Below are 18,312 nucleotides of genomic sequence, written 5' to 3' on the forward strand. Positions count from 1 at the left end.
GGGGAGCGCGGACTCGGAGCCGGCCGACCGGGAACGTTCCCGGGCGAGTTCGGCGAGGTGGTGACGCATGGAGTCGGTCAACCAGGCCGGCCTCTGGTCAGACGTTCCGCGCCGTCCTCTCACGCGGTCGAGAAGTGTTCGCGGTCGTCCGTTCCTGTCCGAGGGCGGCCGCCGGGAGAACCTCGTTGGCTAGGGTGGCCGTGGCTCCCGCGTGAGCCGGTCCGACGCGACGGGGGGGGGGGGCAGTAGGTGGGGAGTGGGCGACAGGGGAAGTCGACGGCCGTGTCGTCCGGAGGCGGTGGGCCGGTGTCCGGGCGGACGGGGTGCGCGGTGCTGCCCCCGGCGGTGCGTGCGTCGCTCGGGCCCGTCGCCGTTCTCGCCGGGCTGGTGGTCGTCGTGCTCGGGGCGCTGTACGCCGGCCGCGGTGAGCCCGGCCCGGTGGACACGCGGGTCGTCGATCCGACGGCGGACAGCGTGCGGGGGCCGTGGCGGGACGTCGCCCTGGCCCTGGACTTCCTGGGGGAGCCCCTGGGGTCGGTGTTGCTGGTCGGGGCCGCCGTGACGGGCTGCCTGCTGCTTCGGCGGCCTCGTGCGGCCGTGCTCACCGTGGCCGGCGCCGGCGCGGGCGTGGGATCGGCGACGCTGCTCAAGCACTTGGTGGGACGCACCATCCACGGCGACGGGAATCTGTCCTACCCGAGCGGGCACACCGCCTTCGCCACCGCGCTCGCCCTGGCGGCGGCGCTGTTCGCGACCGGCCGGCTCGGCCTCGGCAGGGGGGCCGGCATGTCACTCGTGCTCGGCGCCGCGCTGGCAGCCGGCGCCGCCATGGGGTGGGCGCAGGTCGCCCTGGGCGCGCACTATCCGACGGACGTCCTCGGCGGCTGGTGCACCGCGCTGGCGGTGGTGCCGGCGACCGCGTGGCTGGTCGACCGGGCGGCGGACCAGAAGGCCAGCCGGAAGGCCAGCCGGAAGGCCGGCCGGACGGCCGATGCCGGTCGGTCGGAGGCTCGCTGACGCCGCGTCACGTCACGTCATCTCGCGTCGCCTCACCTCGATCGCCCCCCATCGCCCCCCATCGCCCCTCGCCCCGCCTCGCCTCAAGCGAAGCGGCGGAACACGGGCTTCACCGGTCGGCCGCCCAGCCAGGGGGTGGGGTCGCCGGCGTCCAGCGCTTTGCGGTACACCGCACAGGCCTGCGCCACGACGTCGACGGTGTGCTCGATGTCCGCGTCGTCGAGCGCGCTGCTCACCACGAACGAGGGGGCCAGCACCCCGCCCGCCAGGAGCCGGCGCAGGAACAGCGTGCGGTACTCCTGCGACGGCCGCAGGCCTTCGTCGAGAGTGGCGAAGACCAGGTTGCTGGCCCGGCCCCGCACGACGACGTGGTCGCCGACGCCCATGGCGGCCGCGGCGTCGCGGACACCGGCCGCCAGCCGTTCGCCGAGCGCGTGCAGCCGCGCGGTGACGCCCTCTTCGACGTAGGTGGCGAGCACGGCCGTCATGGCGGCCAGGGAGTGCGTCTCCGCGCCGTGCGTGGTGGACAGCAGGAACACCCGCTCGTCGGGGTGACGCAGCCCGCCCCGCTCCATCAGATCGCGGCGACCGGCCAGCGCCGAGACGGCGAATCCGTTGCCCAGCGCCTTGCCGAACGTGGAGAGGTCGGGGACGACGCCGTACAGGCCCTGGGCGCCGGCCTCGGACCAGCGCAGCCCGGTGATCATCTCGTCGAAGATCAGCACGCAGCCGTGCCGGTCGGCGAGCTCGCGCAGCCCGGCGAGGTACCCGGGCGGCGGCTCGGTGTGGGTGGCCGGTTCGAGGATCAGACAGGCGACCTCGTCCTGGTGCCGGGCGAGCAGTTCCTCCGTGGCGGCCAGGTCACCGTAGGGGAAGGCGACGGTGAGCTCGTCGGTCGGCGCCGGAATGCCGGCGGACATCGGTGTGGTGGCGATGAACCAGTCGTCGGTGGAGAAGAACGGGTGGTCGGCGCAGAGGGCCACCCGCGGGCGGCCGGTGACGGCGCGGGCCAGGCGCACCGCGGCGGTGGTGGCGTCGGAGCCGTTCTTGGCGAACTTCACCATCTCGGCGGTGGGCACGGTGGCCAGGAAGCGTTCCGCCGCGTCGACCTCCACGATGGACGGCCGGACGAAATTGGCCCCGCGGTCGAGCTCCCGTCGCACCGCCTCGTTCACGCGGGGATGGGCGTGCCCGAGGCTGACCGACCGCAGGCCGGAGCCGTACTCGACGTAGCGGTTGCCGTCGACGTCCCACACGTGCGCGCCGCGGCCGTGGCTGATGACCGGGGCCAGGTCCTCGGGGTACTGGTCGTCGCCCTTGGCGTAGGTGTGCGCGCCCCCGGGGATCAGGGCGTGCAGCCGCTCGTTCGCCCGTCGCGACCGGGGCAGGTGGAACTCCGCGATGCCTTCCGTGTCCAACGCCGACCTCAACTTTCTTGGTGCTTCAGGACCTCGGCGAGGCTGGGCGCCTCCCGGTCCCGCTGGGACATCGATGTGACCGGCAGCGGCCAGGGGATGGCGAGCTCCGGGTCGTCGTGGGCGATCGTCACGTCCTCGGCCGGGTCGTGCGGGCGGTCGATCCGGTACGAGGTGTCGGCGGTCCCGGTCAGCGCCTGGAAGCCGTGCGCGCACCCCGCCGGGATGTACAGGGTCGTCTGGGTCTCGCCGGACAGCTCGAAGGTGGCCACGTCGCGGTAGGTCGGCGAGTCCGGGCGCAGGTCCACGACGACGTCGAAGATCCTCCCGTAGGAGCACCGCACCAGCTTGGCCTCGCCGGCGCCGGAGCGCAGGTGCAGGCCGCGCAGCACGCCCCGGACCGAGCGGGACAGGCTGTCCTGGACGAAGGCGTCCGGGTCGAGGCCCGCCGAGCGGACCACGTCGGCGTCGAAGGTGCGGCAGAAGAAGCCGCGTTCGTCGGCGTACGGCGTCGGCTCGAACAGGTACGCGCCGGCGATCGCCGGGACTTCGGTCGCTTTCATGGGGTCTCCCGCAAGGGGTCGGCGTCACCGGGGGTGTGGGTGGGGGCCAACGCGTTGGCGGTCGCCGGGAACAGGGCCGCCGTCAGGGCGGTGAACTGCTGCTCCAGGCGCCGGGTGGCGGCCAGGTTCCGCTCGGCGAGGGTGCGCCGCAGGTCCGCCGAACTCTTCTCCAGCGTCCGGAACTGTTCCAGCAGCCGGTCGGCGTCGACCTCGCGAGCCGGGTGGCAGTACGCGCCCAGCCCCATGTCGGCCATGAGCGCCTCGCTCTTCGCCGCATAGGTGAGGGCGAGCGTCGGGGTGCCGGCCTTCAGCGCGCAGATCAGGTTGTGGTACCGGGTCGCCACCACCGTGTCGGCAGCCGCGGTCTCTTTCATCAGGTCGGCCAGCGAGGCCGTCTCGGCGGCGGTGACCAGCGGCGAGTCCACCGCGTCGAGGATCGCCGCGACCACCGGCGCGTCGCACGCGTCGCCGGTGAGGAGCCGGACCGGCCTGCCGTCCTCGACCAGCGCGCGGACGAAACCGATCGTGCCGTCGAGGTAGCGCCGGTGGATCTCCTCGGCGCGGGCGCGGTCGTCGTCACCGCCGTGGAAGGCCATGACGCCGACGCAGACGCGGCCCCGCGGGCTCGGGTCGCCGTCCGAGGGCACGCCGGCCGGCGGTGCCGGCAGGGCGAACGCGAGGTCGGGATGGACCTCGTCGCGCGCGGTGTCCACGCCCATCGCCCGCATCGCGTCGCGGGACGGGGCGTCCCGGTAGGACCGGTAGGCGGCCAGTCGCGCCGACCGGCGCACCAGGGCCCGGGTCGCCCGGTTGCCGATCGCGGCGGCGCCGACGCCGACCAGCGCGACCCTGACGCGGAACAGCCGGCCGCTCGCGCAGAGCAGGAACAGCGCGTACGGGAAGCCCCACGGCCGCAGCGGCAGCGTGGCCTCCAGGACGCCCATGCCCGGCACGATCACCACGTCGTGCCGGCGCACCCAGGCGGCGGTGCGCACGGCGTCGACGAGTTTGCCCAGCCCCTTGCCGGCGACCGCGCCGGCACGTGAGGCGGTGCGGTACTCCCCGCGGTACCAGTGCAGCCGCGTCGCGGGGATCCCGTAGCGGGCCGTGACGACCTGCGGTCCGCCGCACAGCGCGTCGACGACCGCGTCCGGGTGCTCGGTCCGCAGGTATCCGAGCACGGCCTCCAGCGACCCGTCGTTGCCGAGGTTGCCGGAGCCGAGCAGGCCGAACAGCCCGACACGCACGGGAGTTGCGCGCGTCGGCCTCATGTCCGCCTCCCCTCACGGCCGGCGACCAGGGCGTCGACGGAGACGGTGAGCCGGTCCGGGTCGACGGGGGCGCGGTCCTCGACCCGTTCGCCGGCGCCCGGCCGGACCCGGCTGGTCATCCAGGCGGCCACGTGGCGGTAGCACGCCCGCCGGTCGGCCGGGGACAGCGGCGCCCGCCGGATCGCCGCGACGAAGCCCCACACGTACTCGGCGAGCAGCCGGGGCGTCGGGTGCAGCGGACCCGCCCGGCGCGGGTCCAGGTTGACGCACCGGGAGCGCTTGGACGGGTTCGCCCGCTCGGCGCGGTTGGGGTGGTCGCGGCGGAAGTACAGCAGCTCCGGCACCTGGTGGAAGCGCCCGTGCAGGGTGATCTCGGCGACGTAGGTGCGGTCCGCGTGGTGGTAGCTGTCCATCGGCTTCACCCGGCGCAGCACGTCGGTCCGCATCACCCCGTAGAAGTCGTCGCCGCCCGGCTCGAACAGCAGGCTGCGGAAGCGCTCCGGCGCGTGCGGGGAGTCGGTGGCGAGCCCGTACTCGTAGGGCACCTTCACCTTGCCGTCGCCGTCGACGACCGCCTGCCCGGAGTGCGCCAGGATCACGTCCGGCCGTTCGTCCAGGGCCTCCACACAGCGCCGCAGCAGGTCCCGGGCGTACAGGTCGTCGTGCGAGGCCCACTTGAACAGCTCGCCGCGGGCCTCGGCGAGGACGTGGTTGTGGTTCGGCGTGGCGCCGACGTTCCGGGGCAGCCGCAGGTACCGGACGCGTGAGTCCTTCGCGGCGTACCGGCGGCACAGGTCCTGGGTCCCGTCGGTCGAGGCGTTGTCCGAGACGACCAGCTCGAAGTCCTCGTAGGTCTGGCCGAGCAGGGCGTCGAGCGACTCGGCCAGGTACTCCTCGCCGTTGTACACGGGCAGGCCGATGCTCAACCGGGGATGGGCGGTCATGGCGTCCTCACTTCGCGGATGGTGTCGTGGTGGTGCTCGCGCAGGGCGGACCGCAGCTGCAGCCACCACACGGCCGAGCCGCTGACGGTCGCGGCGGCGACGCCCCAGGCCGAGCCGACCGTGCCGGCGGCCGCCGCCCCGCCGAGCCCGCCGCCCACGTAGCAGGCGGAGGCGAACAGCTGGCAGCGCAGGCTGCGCCGGGCCGCGCCGAGCGCGCGCAGCCCGGCCGCCGCGCCGGTGCCGAGGCCCGCGCCCGCGACGCCGAGGGTGATCGGCACGACGAGCTCCGCGGCGGAGTGCCAGACCGCGCCGAGCGCGAGCTCGCCGAGCCGGTCGGGCATCAGCAGCAGCGCCCCGCCCCACAGCAGCGCGCCGGCGGCCTGCCCGCCGCCGAGGAGGAGGCAGAACGCGCCGAGGCGGTGCGGGGCCTGCCGGAGCACCCGTGACGCCTCCGGGACGGTGACCAGGGACAGCCCCATCAGCACCGCGAGGAACGGGCCGAGGAGCAGCTCGGCGCCCCGCACCGCGCCCACCGCGCCGACCCCGACGAGCGCGCCGAGCCCGTAGGCCCGCAGCTGGCTCGCGCCGCTGAGGCTGACGTTCTCGACCAGATACCGGTAGCCGAGGTCGCGCTGCTCGCGCAGCCAGCCGCGCGCCCCGCCCGGCCGGGGCCGGATGCCGGACTGGAGGCAGCCGTACGCGGCGGCCACCGCGGCGGACGCGCCCCAGGCGGACACGAAGGCGGCGACGGTGCCCACGTGGGCGGCCACGACCATGGCGGGGACGAGCGCGACGCCCCACACGAGGTCGTTGACGAACGCCTTCCGGCCGGCGCCCGCGGCGAAGAAGGAGAACCGCCATGCGTCCTGCAGCAGCAGCCCCGGCAGCATGACGCCGAGGCAGGCGAACGCGGGCCCCACCCGGCCGCCGAGCGCGAGGCCGGCCGCCAGGCACACCGCGCCGACGGCGGTGCCGACGCCGAGCGCGGTGCCCGACGACCGGGCCACCGCCCCGCGCCAGGACACGTCCGGCGGGCCGCTGAAGCGCACCACGAGCGGGTCGGTGGCAAGCCCGCGGGAGACGTTGAGCACGACGCCGTAGGTCACCCAGGCCAGGCTGAACACGCCGAACGCGGTCACCCCCAGCGAGCGGGCCACGTAGATGCCCACCGCGAAGTTGGACATGCTGGAGGCCGCCTGGTCGGCCAGCCCCCACGACAGCCGGCCGACCATGGCCCGCCTGGCGGTCCGCGCCGGCCCGGCCGGGACCGCCGCCGTCGCGCGCTCCCCCTCGGTGGTCATCGGCGTCACGCCTTGAGCAGGTCGGCGTCGTGCAGGGCGCCGGCCGCGGCGGCGACCGTCTCGAACGGCAGCCCGGACCGCTGGGCGACGTCCAGCAGACTGTGCTCGCCGTCGGAGAGGCTGAGCACCCACAGCATGGCCATCTGGGCCTCTTTCGCGTCGCTGCGGCCGCCGAGCGAGTCGTACAGCCCGCGCCGGCCCAGCTGGGGTTCGCCGTAGGGGCTGAGGTTGACGTACCGCCGGTTGCGGTCCAGCACGCCGAACGCCTCGCGGCAGACGGCGAGCGTGTCCGCCATCGCCTCCGGGGAGACGAAGTCCGGGTTGTCCGCCGACGTGTGGTACTCGGGGTATCCGGCGTAGGGGGTGCGGCTGAGCGAGCCCACGCCCAGATCGAAGCCGGGCGAGCAGAACTGCCGCTCGTCGTAGCCGTACGGAGTGAACTCGGTGATGCGGTGCGGGCGTTCGGAGGCGGCCAGCACATGCCGCATCACCCGGTCGATCTCCGCGTCGCCGCGCCTGCTCTGCTTGTACGTCAGCCGGCCCCGGTCGCCGGCGCAGGCCAGCACCAGCCCGTGCTTGACCCGTTCCACCCGCTCCGCGTTGCGGGCCAGCCAGGTGATCGCCCCGATGGTGCCCGGCGCGAACAGGAACCGGTAGGTGTAGTACGGCTCCTGTTCCGCCAGCGCCCGGGCCAGGAACGTCGCCACCGCGATGCCGGCCAGGTTGTCGTTGGCGAGCGACGGGTGGCACACGTGACAGGAGACGATCACCTCGTCGGCGACCTGCCCGGGGACCACGTGCTCGGCGTAGGTGAGGTGGCCGTCGGCGAGCGTGGAGTCGACGCGCACCTCGTACTCGCCGTCCGCCAGCGCGTCCAGCGTCTCCTGGGCCAGGCAGAAGCCCCATTGCGGCTGGTAGTAGCTGGTGCGGTACGGCACCCAGGACGGGTGCTCCGGCAGGGTGTGCAGATGCGGGCGCAGCTCGGCCAGCGGCATGGTCGCCGCCACCGGAACGCTGTAGCCGAGCACGTGCAGGCTGGACGCGGCGAAGTCGACGACCCGGTGGCCGGCGGCGTCGGCCACGTACGCGTCCCGGATGTTCCACTCCTGCGGAACCGTCCAGTCGAGCACCTGCGTCCCGGTCGGCACCTCGTGCATCTGCAGCGGGACGTACTCGCCGACGATGTCCAGGGTGGCGCGCACCCCGTCGCCGGTGATGCTCCGGCACAGCGGGTACAGCCGTTCCACCAGGGCGTGCATCTCCACGCCGACCTCGGTCATCGGCGCCGCCGCAGGGTGTCGTCGACGGCGCCGGTTTCGGACGCCGCGCGCAGCACGGCCAGCCGGGTGAAGCGCCGCTCGAAGTCCTCCCGGGTCAGCCCGTGTGCGCGGTAGGCGTCGGCGAGTTCGAGCGCACCCCGCTTCACCGTCCACTCGCAGTCGAAGCCGGGCACCGCGGCGCGGAACCGGGAGAAGTCCACCCGGTACGACCGCGGATCGGCGCCGCTCTCGCCGGTGATCACCACCCGCGAGCCCGGCACCGCCTCGGCTACCTGCCCGGCGATCTCGGCGACCGTGACGTTGTTGATCTCGCTGCCGATGTTGAACGCCCGGTCGTGCACCGCCTCGCGCGGCGCGCTCAGCGCGGCCGCGAAGGCCCGGGCGATGTCGGCGGCGTGCACCAGCGGACGCCAGGGCGTGCCGTCGGAGAGCACCAGGACCTCGCCGGACAGCAGCGCGTGGCCCACGAGGTTGTTCAGCACGATGTCGGCGCGCAGCCGGGGCGAGTAGCCGAAGGCGGTGGCGTTGCGCAGGTACACCGGGCTGAAGTCGCCGTCGGCGAGGGCGTGCAGGTCGTCCTCCACCCGCACCTTGGACTCCGCGTAGGGCGTCACCGGGCGCAGCGGGGCGTCCTCGGCCACCAGCTCGTCGCCGCCGGCGGCGCCGTAGACCGAGCAGGTCGACGCGTACAGGAAGCGCCGCACCCCGGCGTCGCGGGCCAGCCGGGCCAGCCGCACGGACGCGTGGTGGTTGATGTCGTAGGTGAGGTCCGGCGCCAGCGATCCCAGCGGGTCGTTGGACAGTGCGGCCAGGTGGACGACGGCGTCCACCCCGGCCACGTGCTCGGCCGTGACGTCGCGCAGGTCCACCCGTGTCCCGGGCGGGTCCGCGGGGGCCGGGCCCAGGACGCAGTCGGCGAACAGGCCGGCGTCCAGACCGACGACCTCGTGTCCGGCGGCCGTGAGCACGGGGGCCATCACGGTGCCCAGGTAGCCCTGGTGTCCGGTCAGCAGTACGCGCAAGGTTCAGTCCCCCAGGTCGAGAGTGAGTTTGGTGACGGCGAACGCCTCGGCGTAGCGCGCGTGGCATTCGATGCCGCGGATCCGGGCCAGCCCGAGGAAGGCCTCCCGGTCGTACCAGGGCCGGTGCCGCTGCGAGGGGTAGTGCTCCTGCAGCAGCCGCACCTTCTGTTCGGCGGTCTGCGTCGACAGCGGCTGGTACGCCGTGGGACGGCCCAGATCGCCGTCCCACTTGACGATCTCGTAGCCGAGCACCAGATGGTCGCGGAACGCGGTCCGCACCAGCTTCGCCAGCCCCCGGTGATCCTGGTGCGCGTCGTCGGTCCTCGGCGCGAGGACGAGATCCGGCTCGCTCTGGCCGCGCAGCTCCTCGACCGCGTCCTTGGCCTCGTCCCAGTGCGCCGGCAGCCGGCCGTCGGGCAGCTTGCCCACGGTCAGCCGCAGGTCGGCGCCCGGGCAGAAGGCGGCGAGCGCGGCCCGCTCCTCCTGCTCCCGCTCGCTGCCGCCGCCGGAGAGCACCAGCGCGTCGACGCGGACACCCGGGCGCGCCAGGCACAGCGTCAGCAGCGTGCCGCCTGCGCCGATGGCGATGTCGTCGCAGTGCGCGCCCACCGCGACGATCCGGTCCAGGCGCCCCGCGCCGAGCCGGATCACGCGGTCCCCCTTCGGGCGCCCGCGGCGGCGCCGCCCCGCTCCCACACGGCCCACGGGCGCTCGCCCCGGGCGTAGGCGTCGTCGAGCGCGGCCCGTTCCTTCACGGTGTCGGTCGGCTTCCAGAAGCCGCGGTGCTGGTGTGCCACCAGCCGGCCGCGCTTGGCCAGTTGGGCGCAGCCGTCGGCGACCAGGTCCCCGCCCTGCGGGATGTGGTCGAAGACCTCCTGGCGCAGTACGAAGTAGCCGCCGTTCTCCCACAGCGGCATGTCGCTCACCGCGGTGATGCCCCCCACCAGGCCGTCGTCGCCCAGGTCCACGCAGTGGAACGAGGACTGCGGCGGCACCACCATCATCGACGCGCCGGCGTCGCGCCGGGCGAACTTGTCGATCATCTCGGGCAGCGGGGCGTCGGTGAGCACGTCGGCGTAGTTGGCGAGGAACATCTCGTCGCCGTCCAGGTGGTGCCGCACCCGGCGCAGCCGCTCCCCGATCGGCGACTCGATGCCGGTCTGCACGAACGTGATCGTCCAGGAGGCGATGTCGGTGGACAGCAGCTCGGTCTTCCCGCCCCGCAGCACGAAGTCGTTGGACGTCGTCTCCTCGTAGTTGAGGAAGAAGTCCTTGATGTGGTGGGCCCCGTACCCGAGGCACAGGATGAACTCCGTGTGTCCGAAGTGCGCGTAGTAGCGCATGACATGCCAGATCAGCGGCCGCGGGCCGACCATCGCCATGGGTTTGGGCACGTCGTCGGAGGCGCCGTTGCGCATCCGCATGCCGTAGCCGCCGCAGAACAGTACGACCTTCATGACGCGACCTCGACGATGCTCAGTTCCGGTATGGGGAAGACCAGCCGGCCGCCCCACTCGTGCACGAAGGCGAGCTGCTCGACCAGTTCCGCCCGCAGGTTCCACGGCAGGACGAGGACGTAGTCCGGTCGGTCGGCGGCGATCCGCTCGGGCGGCAGGATCGGGATGCGGGTGCCCGGCGTGAACCTGCCGTGCTTGTACGGGTTGCGGTCGACCGTGTACGGGAGCAGGTCGGGCCGGATGCCGCAGTGGTTGAGCAGGGTGTTGCCCTTGCCCGGCGCGCCGTAGCCGACGACCGTCTCGCCGCGCTCGGCCGCCTCGATGAGGAACCGCAGCAGGTCCCGGCGGACCTTGGCCACCCGGGCGGAGAACTCGGTGTACCCGGACAGCTCCTGCAGTCCGGCGGCCTTCTCGCGGTCCAGCACGTCGGTCACCCGCGCGGTGGGCTCGCCGGCCACCTCGGCCGGCCGGGCCCACAGCCGGATGGAGCCGCCGTGGGTGGGCAGCAGCTCGACGTCGACGAGCGCGAGCCCGCCGCTCTCCAGCGCCCGGATCGCGGAGGCGACCGTGTAGTACTGGAAGTGCTCGTGGTAGATCGTGTCGTACTGGTTCTCCTCGATCAGCGTCAGCAGGTGCTGCACCTCGACGGAGACCCAGCCGTCGTCGGCGACCAGGGCGCGCAGCCCCCGGGTGAAGCCGATCACGTCGGGGATGTGCGCGTACACGTTGTTGGCGACGACCAGGTCCGCAGGGCCGTGCTCGGCGCGGACCGCGGCGCCGGTGGCCGGGTCCAGGAACTCCGTGAGCGTGGGCACGCCCGCCTCCCGGGCGGCCGCGCCGACGTTCACCGACGGTTCGACGCCCAGGCAGCGAAGCCCCCGGTCCACCACGTGCCGCAGCAGGTAACCGTCGTTGCTCGCGACCTCGACCACGAACGCGTCGGGGCCCAGACCCACCCGCTCCACGGCGTCGGCGACGAACGTGCGCGCGTGCTCCACCCACGAGGTCGAGTAGGAGGAGAAGTACGCGTACTCCTTGAACGTCTCCTCCGGCGTGATCAGCGGCGGGATCTGCGCGAGCCAGCAGTCGGTGCAGACCCGCAGATGCAGCGGGTACGCCGGCTCGGGCTCGTCCAGTCGGTCCTCGGCGAGAAAGCTCTCGCACGGCGGGGTCGCCCCCAGATCGACGACGCTCGCCAGCGTCGCCGAGCCGCAGAGTCGGCATCGTGTCATCTGCTGTCCCCATCCCCCCTGTTCGCGTGGGTGTCCCCGCCGCGAGCCAGTGCTGACCGACCCGCGATCGCGGTGCGGTACCCCTCCACCAGGCGCTCCAGCCCGACGGCCGGACTGAACCCCTGCTCGTAACGGCGCCGGGCCGCCTGCCCCATCTCCCGGTTGCGGTCCGCCCCGGCCGTGATCCGGCGCAGACAGGACGCGAGCGAGGCGGACTCGCCCGGCCGGTGCAGCAGCCCGCTCACCCCGTCCTCGACGAGTTCGACGAAGGCGCCGTGACCGGCGGCGACGACCGGGACCCCGGCCGCCATCGCCTCCACGACCACCAGGCCGAACGCCTCCAGCCAGGTGGAGGGCGCCACCACGGCGACCGACCGCGCGACGGCCTTTCGGCACTCCGCCGTGTCGTACAGTCCGACGTACCGCACGTCGTCCCGGCCCGCCGCCCACGCGGCCACCTCCCGCTCCAGCGGGCCCGTGCCGGCGATCACCAGCGGCACCCCCACACCGCCGGCGGCGGCGATCTCGTCCCACGCGGCCATCAGCAGCCGCACGCCCTTGGCCTCCGCGAGCCGGCCGAGATAGAGCAGGTGCTCACCGGCGCCCGTCCGGCGTTCGGCCGGGTCCGGCACGAAGTTGTGCTTCACCGCCAGCCGCTCGGCCGGCATGCCGGCCCCCGCCAGGACGTCGCGCTGCGCTGCGGAGATGCAGAAGAACCGCTCCACACCGGACCACCACCGCCGCCGGTTGACCGACAGGCTCACCGCGAGCGGCACCGTCGCCAGCCGCGATCCCCGGTAGCAGCCGTGCCGGACGGCGGGCAGCGGTGCGGACCCGACGCACTCGGCGCACGGCCTGCCGTCGCGCTGCAGCGTGCCCGGCGGACAGACCTGGGTGTAGTTGTGCAGGGTCGCCACGACGGGCACGCCGGCGTCGGCGCACGCCGCCAGCACCGCCGGGGACAGCAGCGGGAAGACGTTGTGGACGTGCACCACGTCGGGCCGTTCGGCGCGGAGCCGGGCGGCGAGCTCCCGGCGGACCGCCGGGTTCCACGGCACCAGCAGCGGCACCGCGACCTTGCCCGGCAGGGACCGGGCGGCGATGTCGTCGCTGCGCCGCTCGAAGGGAACGACCCGGTGGCCGGCCTCGCGCAGCAGCGCCGCCTCCTGGTCGACGACCTTGTTCTCCCCGCTCGGCTGCGCCGAGCCGTAGCGGTTGTGCACCACGAGGACGTGCATGCTCAGGTCACCTCCGGTCGCTGGGCCCATCGCGGGACACGTCGTCGAGGGGCGTCGGGGGCCGGGAGGACCTGGGCCGCGGCGGGCGCCGCCAGCAGCGAGGCGGCCACGGCCAGATGCAGCAGGTACGGCGAGGCGTCGCCCAGCCCGGCCTCGGTGTACGACGCGATCGCGCAGTAGCTGATGAGGAAGATCGCGCAGGCCCTGGACAGCGACGGCGGCCGCAGCAACGCCACGCCGCCCAGCACGACGAGGATCGCCGCCACCAACGCGACGCCGGTCACGCCCTGCTCGTTGTAGACGGCCAGCCAGCTGTTGTCGATCGGCAGACCGCCGAACGACTTGTCGCCCAGGCCCGCGCCGAACAGGTACTCCGAGGTCGTCCGGGGCGCTGCCAGCAGGGCGTTCCAGACCTTCTCCCGCCCGGTGAGGCTGCTGAAGTTCTCCTGGCTCTGTCCGCGCAGGAACCACGCCTGCAGCGCGGAGCCGAACCCCACCGCGGCGACGGTGGCGCACACCACCGCCCGGACGAAGAACCGGCGGGCGGCGGCGCTGGTCAGCATGAGCGAGCCGATCGCCAGCGCCAGCCCGATGAGCAGGCCCAGCGTGGCCGTGCGGGTGTGGGTCAGCGCGAGCAGCACGAGCGACGGCACGATGATCACCGCCGCGCTGGTCCGGTCGGTCCGGCGGCCCAGGACGAGCAGCACGGTGAGCCCGATGATCACCGCTGCGTACTGTCCGATCTGCGGCGGAGTGAGCGGCCACAACGCGCCGACCAGCCGCCCGCCGTAGAGGTCGGGCAGGGCGGCGGCCGGTGAGATGACCGCGCCGGCGGCCACCGACCCGAGGACCAGGAAGTACATCCGGATGTGGTGCCGGACGAACGTCAGGCCGCCGTCCCACCAGCGGCTGAGCAGCCACAGCGTGCCGACGAAGAGAGCCAGCCGGAAACAGCGGAACAACGCGCCGAACCCGGACTCCAGGTTCGCGCTGGAGATCACGCTCAGCACCAGCAGCAGCGTCAGCAGGAAGAGGAAGGCCCCCGCGCGGATGCGCAGCCGCGCGTTGACCGTGAGCGCCAGCGCGAACGCGGCGACCAGCGCGCCCATCGTGACCATCTGGATGAGGGAGCGGGGCAGCGGGACGATGGTCTTGGCCCCGGCGGAGCCGAGCGTGTTGAGGACCAGCAGCCCCCAGACCGTCCCGACGATCTTCGACGAGTGGTCGGCGCCCATCTCAACCACCGCCCTCTGCGCGAAAGGTGCTGCCGGCGTCCTGCCGGTACGGCGTGCCCTGCCACTGCCAGGAGTCGAGGATCCGGCTGGGGTCGTGCGCGACGAACTTCCACGGTCCGACGTAGACGTTGTCGTGCCAGCGGTTGTGCTGCCGGGTGGTGATCGCCTCGGCCACCCGCTCGCCCTGGTAGGGCGACCAGTCCGGATAGGTGCCGTAGTTGGCCAGCACCGCCATCCGGTCGCACTTCACCGTGCAGCCGACGACGGACTTGTCCAGCAGGAAGCTGTTGCCGTGGATGTCGACCCGCTGGGTCTTCCACCGGCAGTCGTCGTAGAGCGGCGCGGCGGCGATCCCCGGCCGTGCGCAGCGCGCGGTGTTCTTCACCAGCAGCGTGCAGTCCCCGGACGAGGTGTTGGCCGGGCTGTTGCAGAACCGGTCGGCGTTCTCCCACAGGGTGATCCCGGACCAGTTGTCCTTCAGCACGTTGCGGTAGACGTCGATCTTGTCCGTGCGGGCCGGGACCCGTGGTTCGCCGCCGGACTCGGACAGGTAGACGGTGGCGAACGGGAAGTTGTCACCGCGGTCGGCGTACCTGCGGCCCTCGACCCAGTTGTTCCGCCGGATCGTGTTCTTCCGGATGATCGCGTTGTAACTGGTCTCGTAGATCAGCGCGGCGCCGTCGTTGGCTTCGATCAGGTTGCCCTCGATGAGGAAGTCGTTGTTGTCGGTGTCGGCCCACAACCCCGCCCCGCGGTTGTCGTGCACCCAGTTGCCGCGGACGTCCGCGCCGTCGACGGCCCAGAACTTGACGCCCCCGGTGCAGCCGCAGCCCGGCCGCCGCTTCTCCCAGTCGTCCCGGTTGTTGCCCGTGATCTCGTTGCCCTCGACCACCAGGCCGCTGATCCGGCCGCCGCCCTTGTACGCGTTCATGCCGTACTGGCCGTTGCCGCGCAGACAGCTGGCGCGGACCTGCTGGCGGGCGCCGGCCATCAGCCCGGCCCCGGAGTTGTTCTGGATCGTCGCGTGCTCGATCACCCATCCGTCGGCCGAGTCGTGGTTGACGACGCCCTCGTCCTGCGGCGCGACGAAGCCCTGCACCGTCAGGTAGCGGACGGCGACGTCGCGGGCGGCGCCGCCGAACGCGTACTGGTTGACCTTGCGGCCGTCGAGCACCGCCCCCGGCGCGCCCAGGTAGGTGTCCCCCTCCTTGGGGACGACCTGGGCGTAGCGGTCCGATGCGAGCCGGTGCCGGCCCGGCCGGAGCCAGAACGTGGTGTGCGCGGGGCTCCTCGCCGTCTTCGCGGCCAGGTCGCCCGCCACCGCGGGGTCGACCGTCACCGCGCCCGCCGGCGCCTTCGCCGGCCCGGCCGCGGGCTCGGCGCACACCCGGGCCACGGACGTGGTCGGCGGGGCGGTCGGCTTCGGCCGCGCGTCCGCCGTGCTCTCACAGCCGGTCACCGCGGGCAGGATGAGTGCCAGCAGCGCCGCCGGCGCCGCCCATGGGCGCCACTTGGTCCCCAAGCGTCCTCCCCCCTAGCCGCGAAAGCCGAGCACGGTGGTGAACCCCTCCGTGCCGTCGGCGAAACCGGTGCCGATCAGCGTGGTGGCGGGTTCCTTGCGGCCGAAGCCCGCGGAGTACCAGCCCAGCGGCGGGTCGCTCTCGCCGCGGTGCGCCCGCCAGGACAACTGGCCGGGCAGGTCCAGGGACGCCGAGCGGTCCTCGCCGTCCCGGGTCCAGGTGAGCTCGGCACGGTGTCCCGTCAGGTCCGCGGTGATCGCCGGGCCGAGGTGGAACGCCAGCCGCACGGCGCGGCGCGGGCCGCGCACCTCGTCGACCACCCTCAGTTCCCGGCTCGCGGCCGTGAGCTCCACCCGGCGGCGGTGCACCGAGGGCCGGTAGCCGTCGTGCTCGGCGCACCAGCGGGCCGTCCCGCCGCCGGAGGCGCCGGCGTCCGCGACCAGGACGCGGCTGCGGGCCTGCCGGGTCCACAGGAAGGGGCCCCCGGAGACGGACTGGTCGGCGCCGTCCAGTTGCAGCGTGTTGTGGCCGAGGGTGGAGCGGAAGTACCGCCGCCAGTCGGGCTGCCCGTGGTAGCAGAACGTCCCCGGGTCGGCGAGCACGTCGATCCCGTCGTGCCGTACCTCCACGGACAGCGCGTCCGCGTGGGCGTGCGCGGCGATGGACAGGAACCCGTGCGGACCGCCGTCGCAGCGGCACCAGATCTCCCGCGGACCGCGCAGGATGGTCAGGCCCGCGTCGGCGAAGTGGTCCGGCCGGCTCGCCGGACGGGACACGGCCGTCGCCGCCGCCCCCTTCGCGTACGGCCGGACGAGCGCGGCCAGCAGCGGAGTGCGCACATCGGCGCCGGTCACCGCCGGCCACCAGTCGAGCCGGCCGAACACGGCGTCCCCGGTGGCCAGCAGCGAACCCCAGCGGTCGGTGCCCGCGCCGTCCACGACCAGACCGTGCCCGTCGTCCGCGTCGCCCTGACGCGGCGGCCGCAGCCGGTTGTCCACGACGGCCGCGAGCGCGTCGGTCATCCGCAGCAGCACCAGCCGGACCGACGGGGGGACCGGCGCCCCGGCGGCGTCCGCCTCGGCCACCGCGGCCAGGCCGAGCTCCAGCACCAGCCCGTGGTACTCGGTGGCCAGCTCGCGGTTGAGGCCGGAGCCGAAGGTGTTGGCGCGCAGCTGCCGCTCCAGGGACCGCAGCGCGTCCGCCCGCCACCGCGCCGAGGACGGGAACCATCCGAACGCGCAGGCCGCGGCCACCTGCCCGGCGGCCTCGGCGATCACGTGGTTGTTCGCCGAGGACCCCCGGCTGGGGAAGGCGGCCAGCCAGCGCTGGTGGTGCCAGATCTGCCGGTGCGCCACCGGGTCGCCCTCGAACAGCTCCACCGCGCCCGGCCAGCCGTCGAGCAGCCGGCGCACCCACACCCAGGACAGCAGTCGGATGCCCAGCTCGATGCCGCTGGTCCAGTGCACCCCGCGCAGCGGCGGGTTGGCCGCCCACCAGGACCGCAGGTGCGCGGCCACCCGCTCGGCGTACCGCTCGTCCCCGGTGAGCGCGTACGCGGCGGCGAGCACGGTGAGGTGGTGATGCCGGGACAACTCCCAGATCTGCTTGACGTCCCCGACCGCCTCCTCGTCGCGGTACGGCACGTCGAAGGCGTAGACCGAGGGAGCCCGGCGGCCGGTCCTCGGGTCGAGGAACCAGTCCGGGTCGGCCAGGTCGTCGCGCTCCACCCCGAAGTACTCGGCGCGCCCGGACATCAGCCGGTCCGCCTCGGCGACGAGACGCTTCGCGGCGTCCGGCGGCACCGCGGCGATCGTCCCCGCGGGCAGGACCGCGGTGAAGCGGGCGCCGGTCACGCTCGGGGCGTCCGGCCGCGCCGACCGCCACCGCCGTCTGCGCACCGCGTCGGCCACCCGGCCGCCGACCTCCCGCGGCCCCATCCGGGACAGCCGCCGCAGGTACCAGCCCGCACTCCCCGAGCTCACCGTCATCGCGCCTCCGCCAGCCTCACCGGCGCGCCGGCGTTCAGGGCGGCCTGCACGGCGAGGGTGGCCGTCGTGGTCGCGACCAGCGACTCCAGCGGCACCGGCATCGGCCCGCCGGTCCGCACGGCCCTGACGAACGCGGCCAGCTCGGCGGACTGGCCCTTGTCCCGGGCCTTGGGCAGCCGGGAACTGACCCACCGCTTGCGGCTGTACACCGAGGCCCGGACGAAGTCGTCGAGCCGCAGCACCTTGCCGTCCGCGACGAGGTCCAGCGTCTCCTTGGGGAAGCCGGGCGCGCCGGCGCTGACATAGCTGACGGTCGCGGTGGACCCGTCCGGGTACCGCAGGACGACCTGCAGATCCTCGTTGCCGGACGCGGCGACCGCGTACACCGAGACCGGATCGGCGTCGAGCAGCCAGCTCACCGTGTCGATGAAGTGCCCGCCCTCTCCGGCGAACCGCGAGCCCTCGGCGTCCTGCCGCAGGTACCAGCTGCCGTGCTCCAGGCGGCCCGCGTTGACCAGATAGCGCACGCTCGCCGGTCCGCTCCGGACGCCGAACCGCTTCCTGGCCTCCCGCAGCAGCGGGGCGAACCGGCGGTTGAAGCCCACCTGCAGCCGGTCGTTGCCTGACTCCTCGACCGCGGCGAGCACGCCGGTCAGCTCGTCCCCGGTGAGCGCCAACGGCTTCTCCACGAACACGGCCTTGCCGGCCAGCAGCGCCTTGCGGGTGAGCTCGGCGTGCGAGCTGTGCCGGGTGACCACGAACACCGCGTCGACGGACTCGTCGCCGAGCACGGCGTCGAGGTCGGTGGTCGCCGCGGCGAAGCCGAACT

The 18,312-nt window shown here is 73.8% G+C and carries 16 protein-coding genes; 1 reads left to right on the forward strand and 15 read right to left on the reverse strand.

The window, feature by feature from the left end:
• The first annotated feature begins 306 nt into the window (after nt 1-306).
• Complete coding sequence (locus ACFVYK_RS31285; RefSeq protein ID WP_389779821.1) at nt 307-1,017, forward strand: phosphatase PAP2 family protein; 711 nt, start codon at nt 307-309, stop codon at nt 1,015-1,017.
• An 83-nt stretch (nt 1,018-1,100) separates the two neighbouring features.
• Here ACFVYK_RS31285 and ACFVYK_RS31290 read toward each other — a convergent pair whose 3' ends face one another.
• From ACFVYK_RS31290 to ACFVYK_RS31360, 15 genes are all read right to left on the reverse strand, one after another.
• Nucleotides 1,101-2,435, reverse strand: coding sequence for a glutamate-1-semialdehyde 2,1-aminomutase (locus tag ACFVYK_RS31290; protein ID WP_389779823.1), 1,335 nt, complete (start codon nt 2,433-2,435; stop codon nt 1,101-1,103).
• Nucleotides 2,436-2,443: 8 nt separating this feature from the next.
• Nucleotides 2,444-2,995: a dTDP-4-dehydrorhamnose 3,5-epimerase gene (gene rfbC, locus ACFVYK_RS31295; protein ID WP_389779825.1), complete on the reverse strand. Its 552-nt coding sequence runs from the start codon at nt 2,993-2,995 to the stop codon at nt 2,444-2,446.
• Nucleotides 2,992-4,266 carry a polysaccharide pyruvyl transferase family protein gene (locus tag ACFVYK_RS31300; RefSeq protein WP_389779827.1) on the reverse strand — a complete coding sequence of 425 codons (1,275 nt, stop codon included), beginning with the start codon at nt 4,264-4,266 and terminating at the stop codon, nt 2,992-2,994. Before ACFVYK_RS31300 ends, rfbC begins: the two co-directional genes overlap by 4 nt.
• Complete coding sequence (locus ACFVYK_RS31305; protein ID WP_389779829.1) at nt 4,263-5,210, reverse strand: glycosyltransferase family 2 protein; 948 nt, start codon at nt 5,208-5,210, stop codon at nt 4,263-4,265. The genes ACFVYK_RS31300 and ACFVYK_RS31305 overlap by 4 nt, the downstream gene beginning before the upstream one ends.
• The gene (locus tag ACFVYK_RS31310; RefSeq protein WP_389779831.1) at nt 5,207-6,511 is read right to left on the reverse strand and encodes a hypothetical protein; all 1,305 of its coding nucleotides are present in this window, start codon (nt 6,509-6,511) and stop codon (nt 5,207-5,209) included. Before ACFVYK_RS31310 ends, ACFVYK_RS31305 begins: the two co-directional genes overlap by 4 nt.
• Before the next feature lie 5 nt (nt 6,512-6,516).
• Nucleotides 6,517-7,791, reverse strand: a complete 1,275-nt coding sequence (locus ACFVYK_RS31315) for a DUF4910 domain-containing protein (RefSeq protein WP_389779833.1) — start codon at nt 7,789-7,791, stop codon at nt 6,517-6,519.
• Nucleotides 7,788-8,813 carry an NAD-dependent epimerase/dehydratase family protein gene (locus ACFVYK_RS31320; RefSeq protein ID WP_389779834.1) on the reverse strand — a complete coding sequence of 342 codons (1,026 nt, stop codon included), beginning with the start codon at nt 8,811-8,813 and terminating at the stop codon, nt 7,788-7,790. Before ACFVYK_RS31320 ends, ACFVYK_RS31315 begins: the two co-directional genes overlap by 4 nt.
• A 3-nt stretch (nt 8,814-8,816) precedes the next feature.
• Nucleotides 8,817-9,464 (reverse strand): PIG-L deacetylase family protein, encoded by a 648-nt coding sequence (locus tag ACFVYK_RS31325; RefSeq protein ID WP_389779836.1) that lies wholly within the window; start codon nt 9,462-9,464, stop codon nt 8,817-8,819.
• Nucleotides 9,461-10,270: a glucose-1-phosphate cytidylyltransferase gene (locus tag ACFVYK_RS31330; protein WP_389779838.1), complete on the reverse strand. Its 810-nt coding sequence runs from the start codon at nt 10,268-10,270 to the stop codon at nt 9,461-9,463. The genes ACFVYK_RS31325 and ACFVYK_RS31330 overlap by 4 nt, the downstream gene beginning before the upstream one ends.
• Nucleotides 10,267-11,502, reverse strand: coding sequence for a class I SAM-dependent methyltransferase (locus ACFVYK_RS31335; RefSeq protein ID WP_389779839.1), 1,236 nt, complete (start codon nt 11,500-11,502; stop codon nt 10,267-10,269). Before ACFVYK_RS31335 ends, ACFVYK_RS31330 begins: the two co-directional genes overlap by 4 nt.
• Nucleotides 11,499-12,740, reverse strand: a complete 1,242-nt coding sequence (locus tag ACFVYK_RS31340; protein ID WP_389779841.1) for a glycosyltransferase — start codon at nt 12,738-12,740, stop codon at nt 11,499-11,501. The genes ACFVYK_RS31335 and ACFVYK_RS31340 overlap by 4 nt, the downstream gene beginning before the upstream one ends.
• A gap of 2 nt (nt 12,741-12,742) precedes the next feature.
• Nucleotides 12,743-13,975: an O-antigen ligase domain-containing protein gene (locus ACFVYK_RS31345; protein ID WP_389779842.1), complete on the reverse strand. Its 1,233-nt coding sequence runs from the start codon at nt 13,973-13,975 to the stop codon at nt 12,743-12,745.
• A gap of 1 nt (nt 13,976) precedes the next feature.
• Entirely contained in the window at nt 13,977-15,497 is a 1,521-nt protein-coding gene (locus ACFVYK_RS31350) for a right-handed parallel beta-helix repeat-containing protein (protein WP_389779843.1), read from the reverse strand.
• A 12-nt stretch (nt 15,498-15,509) separates the two neighbouring features.
• Nucleotides 15,510-17,483 (reverse strand): alginate lyase family protein, encoded by a 1,974-nt coding sequence (locus ACFVYK_RS31355; protein ID WP_389779845.1) that lies wholly within the window; start codon nt 17,481-17,483, stop codon nt 15,510-15,512.
• Nucleotides 17,480-18,312 (reverse strand): Gfo/Idh/MocA family protein (locus ACFVYK_RS31360; RefSeq protein WP_389779847.1); only part of this gene is annotated, 833 nt, incomplete at its 5' end. The genes ACFVYK_RS31360 and ACFVYK_RS31355, both read right to left, overlap by 4 nt.

Origin of the sequence: Streptomyces sp. NPDC058291, from assembly GCF_042880855.1 — a bacterium.
Lineage (GTDB): Bacteria > Actinomycetota > Actinomycetes > Streptomycetales > Streptomycetaceae > Streptomyces.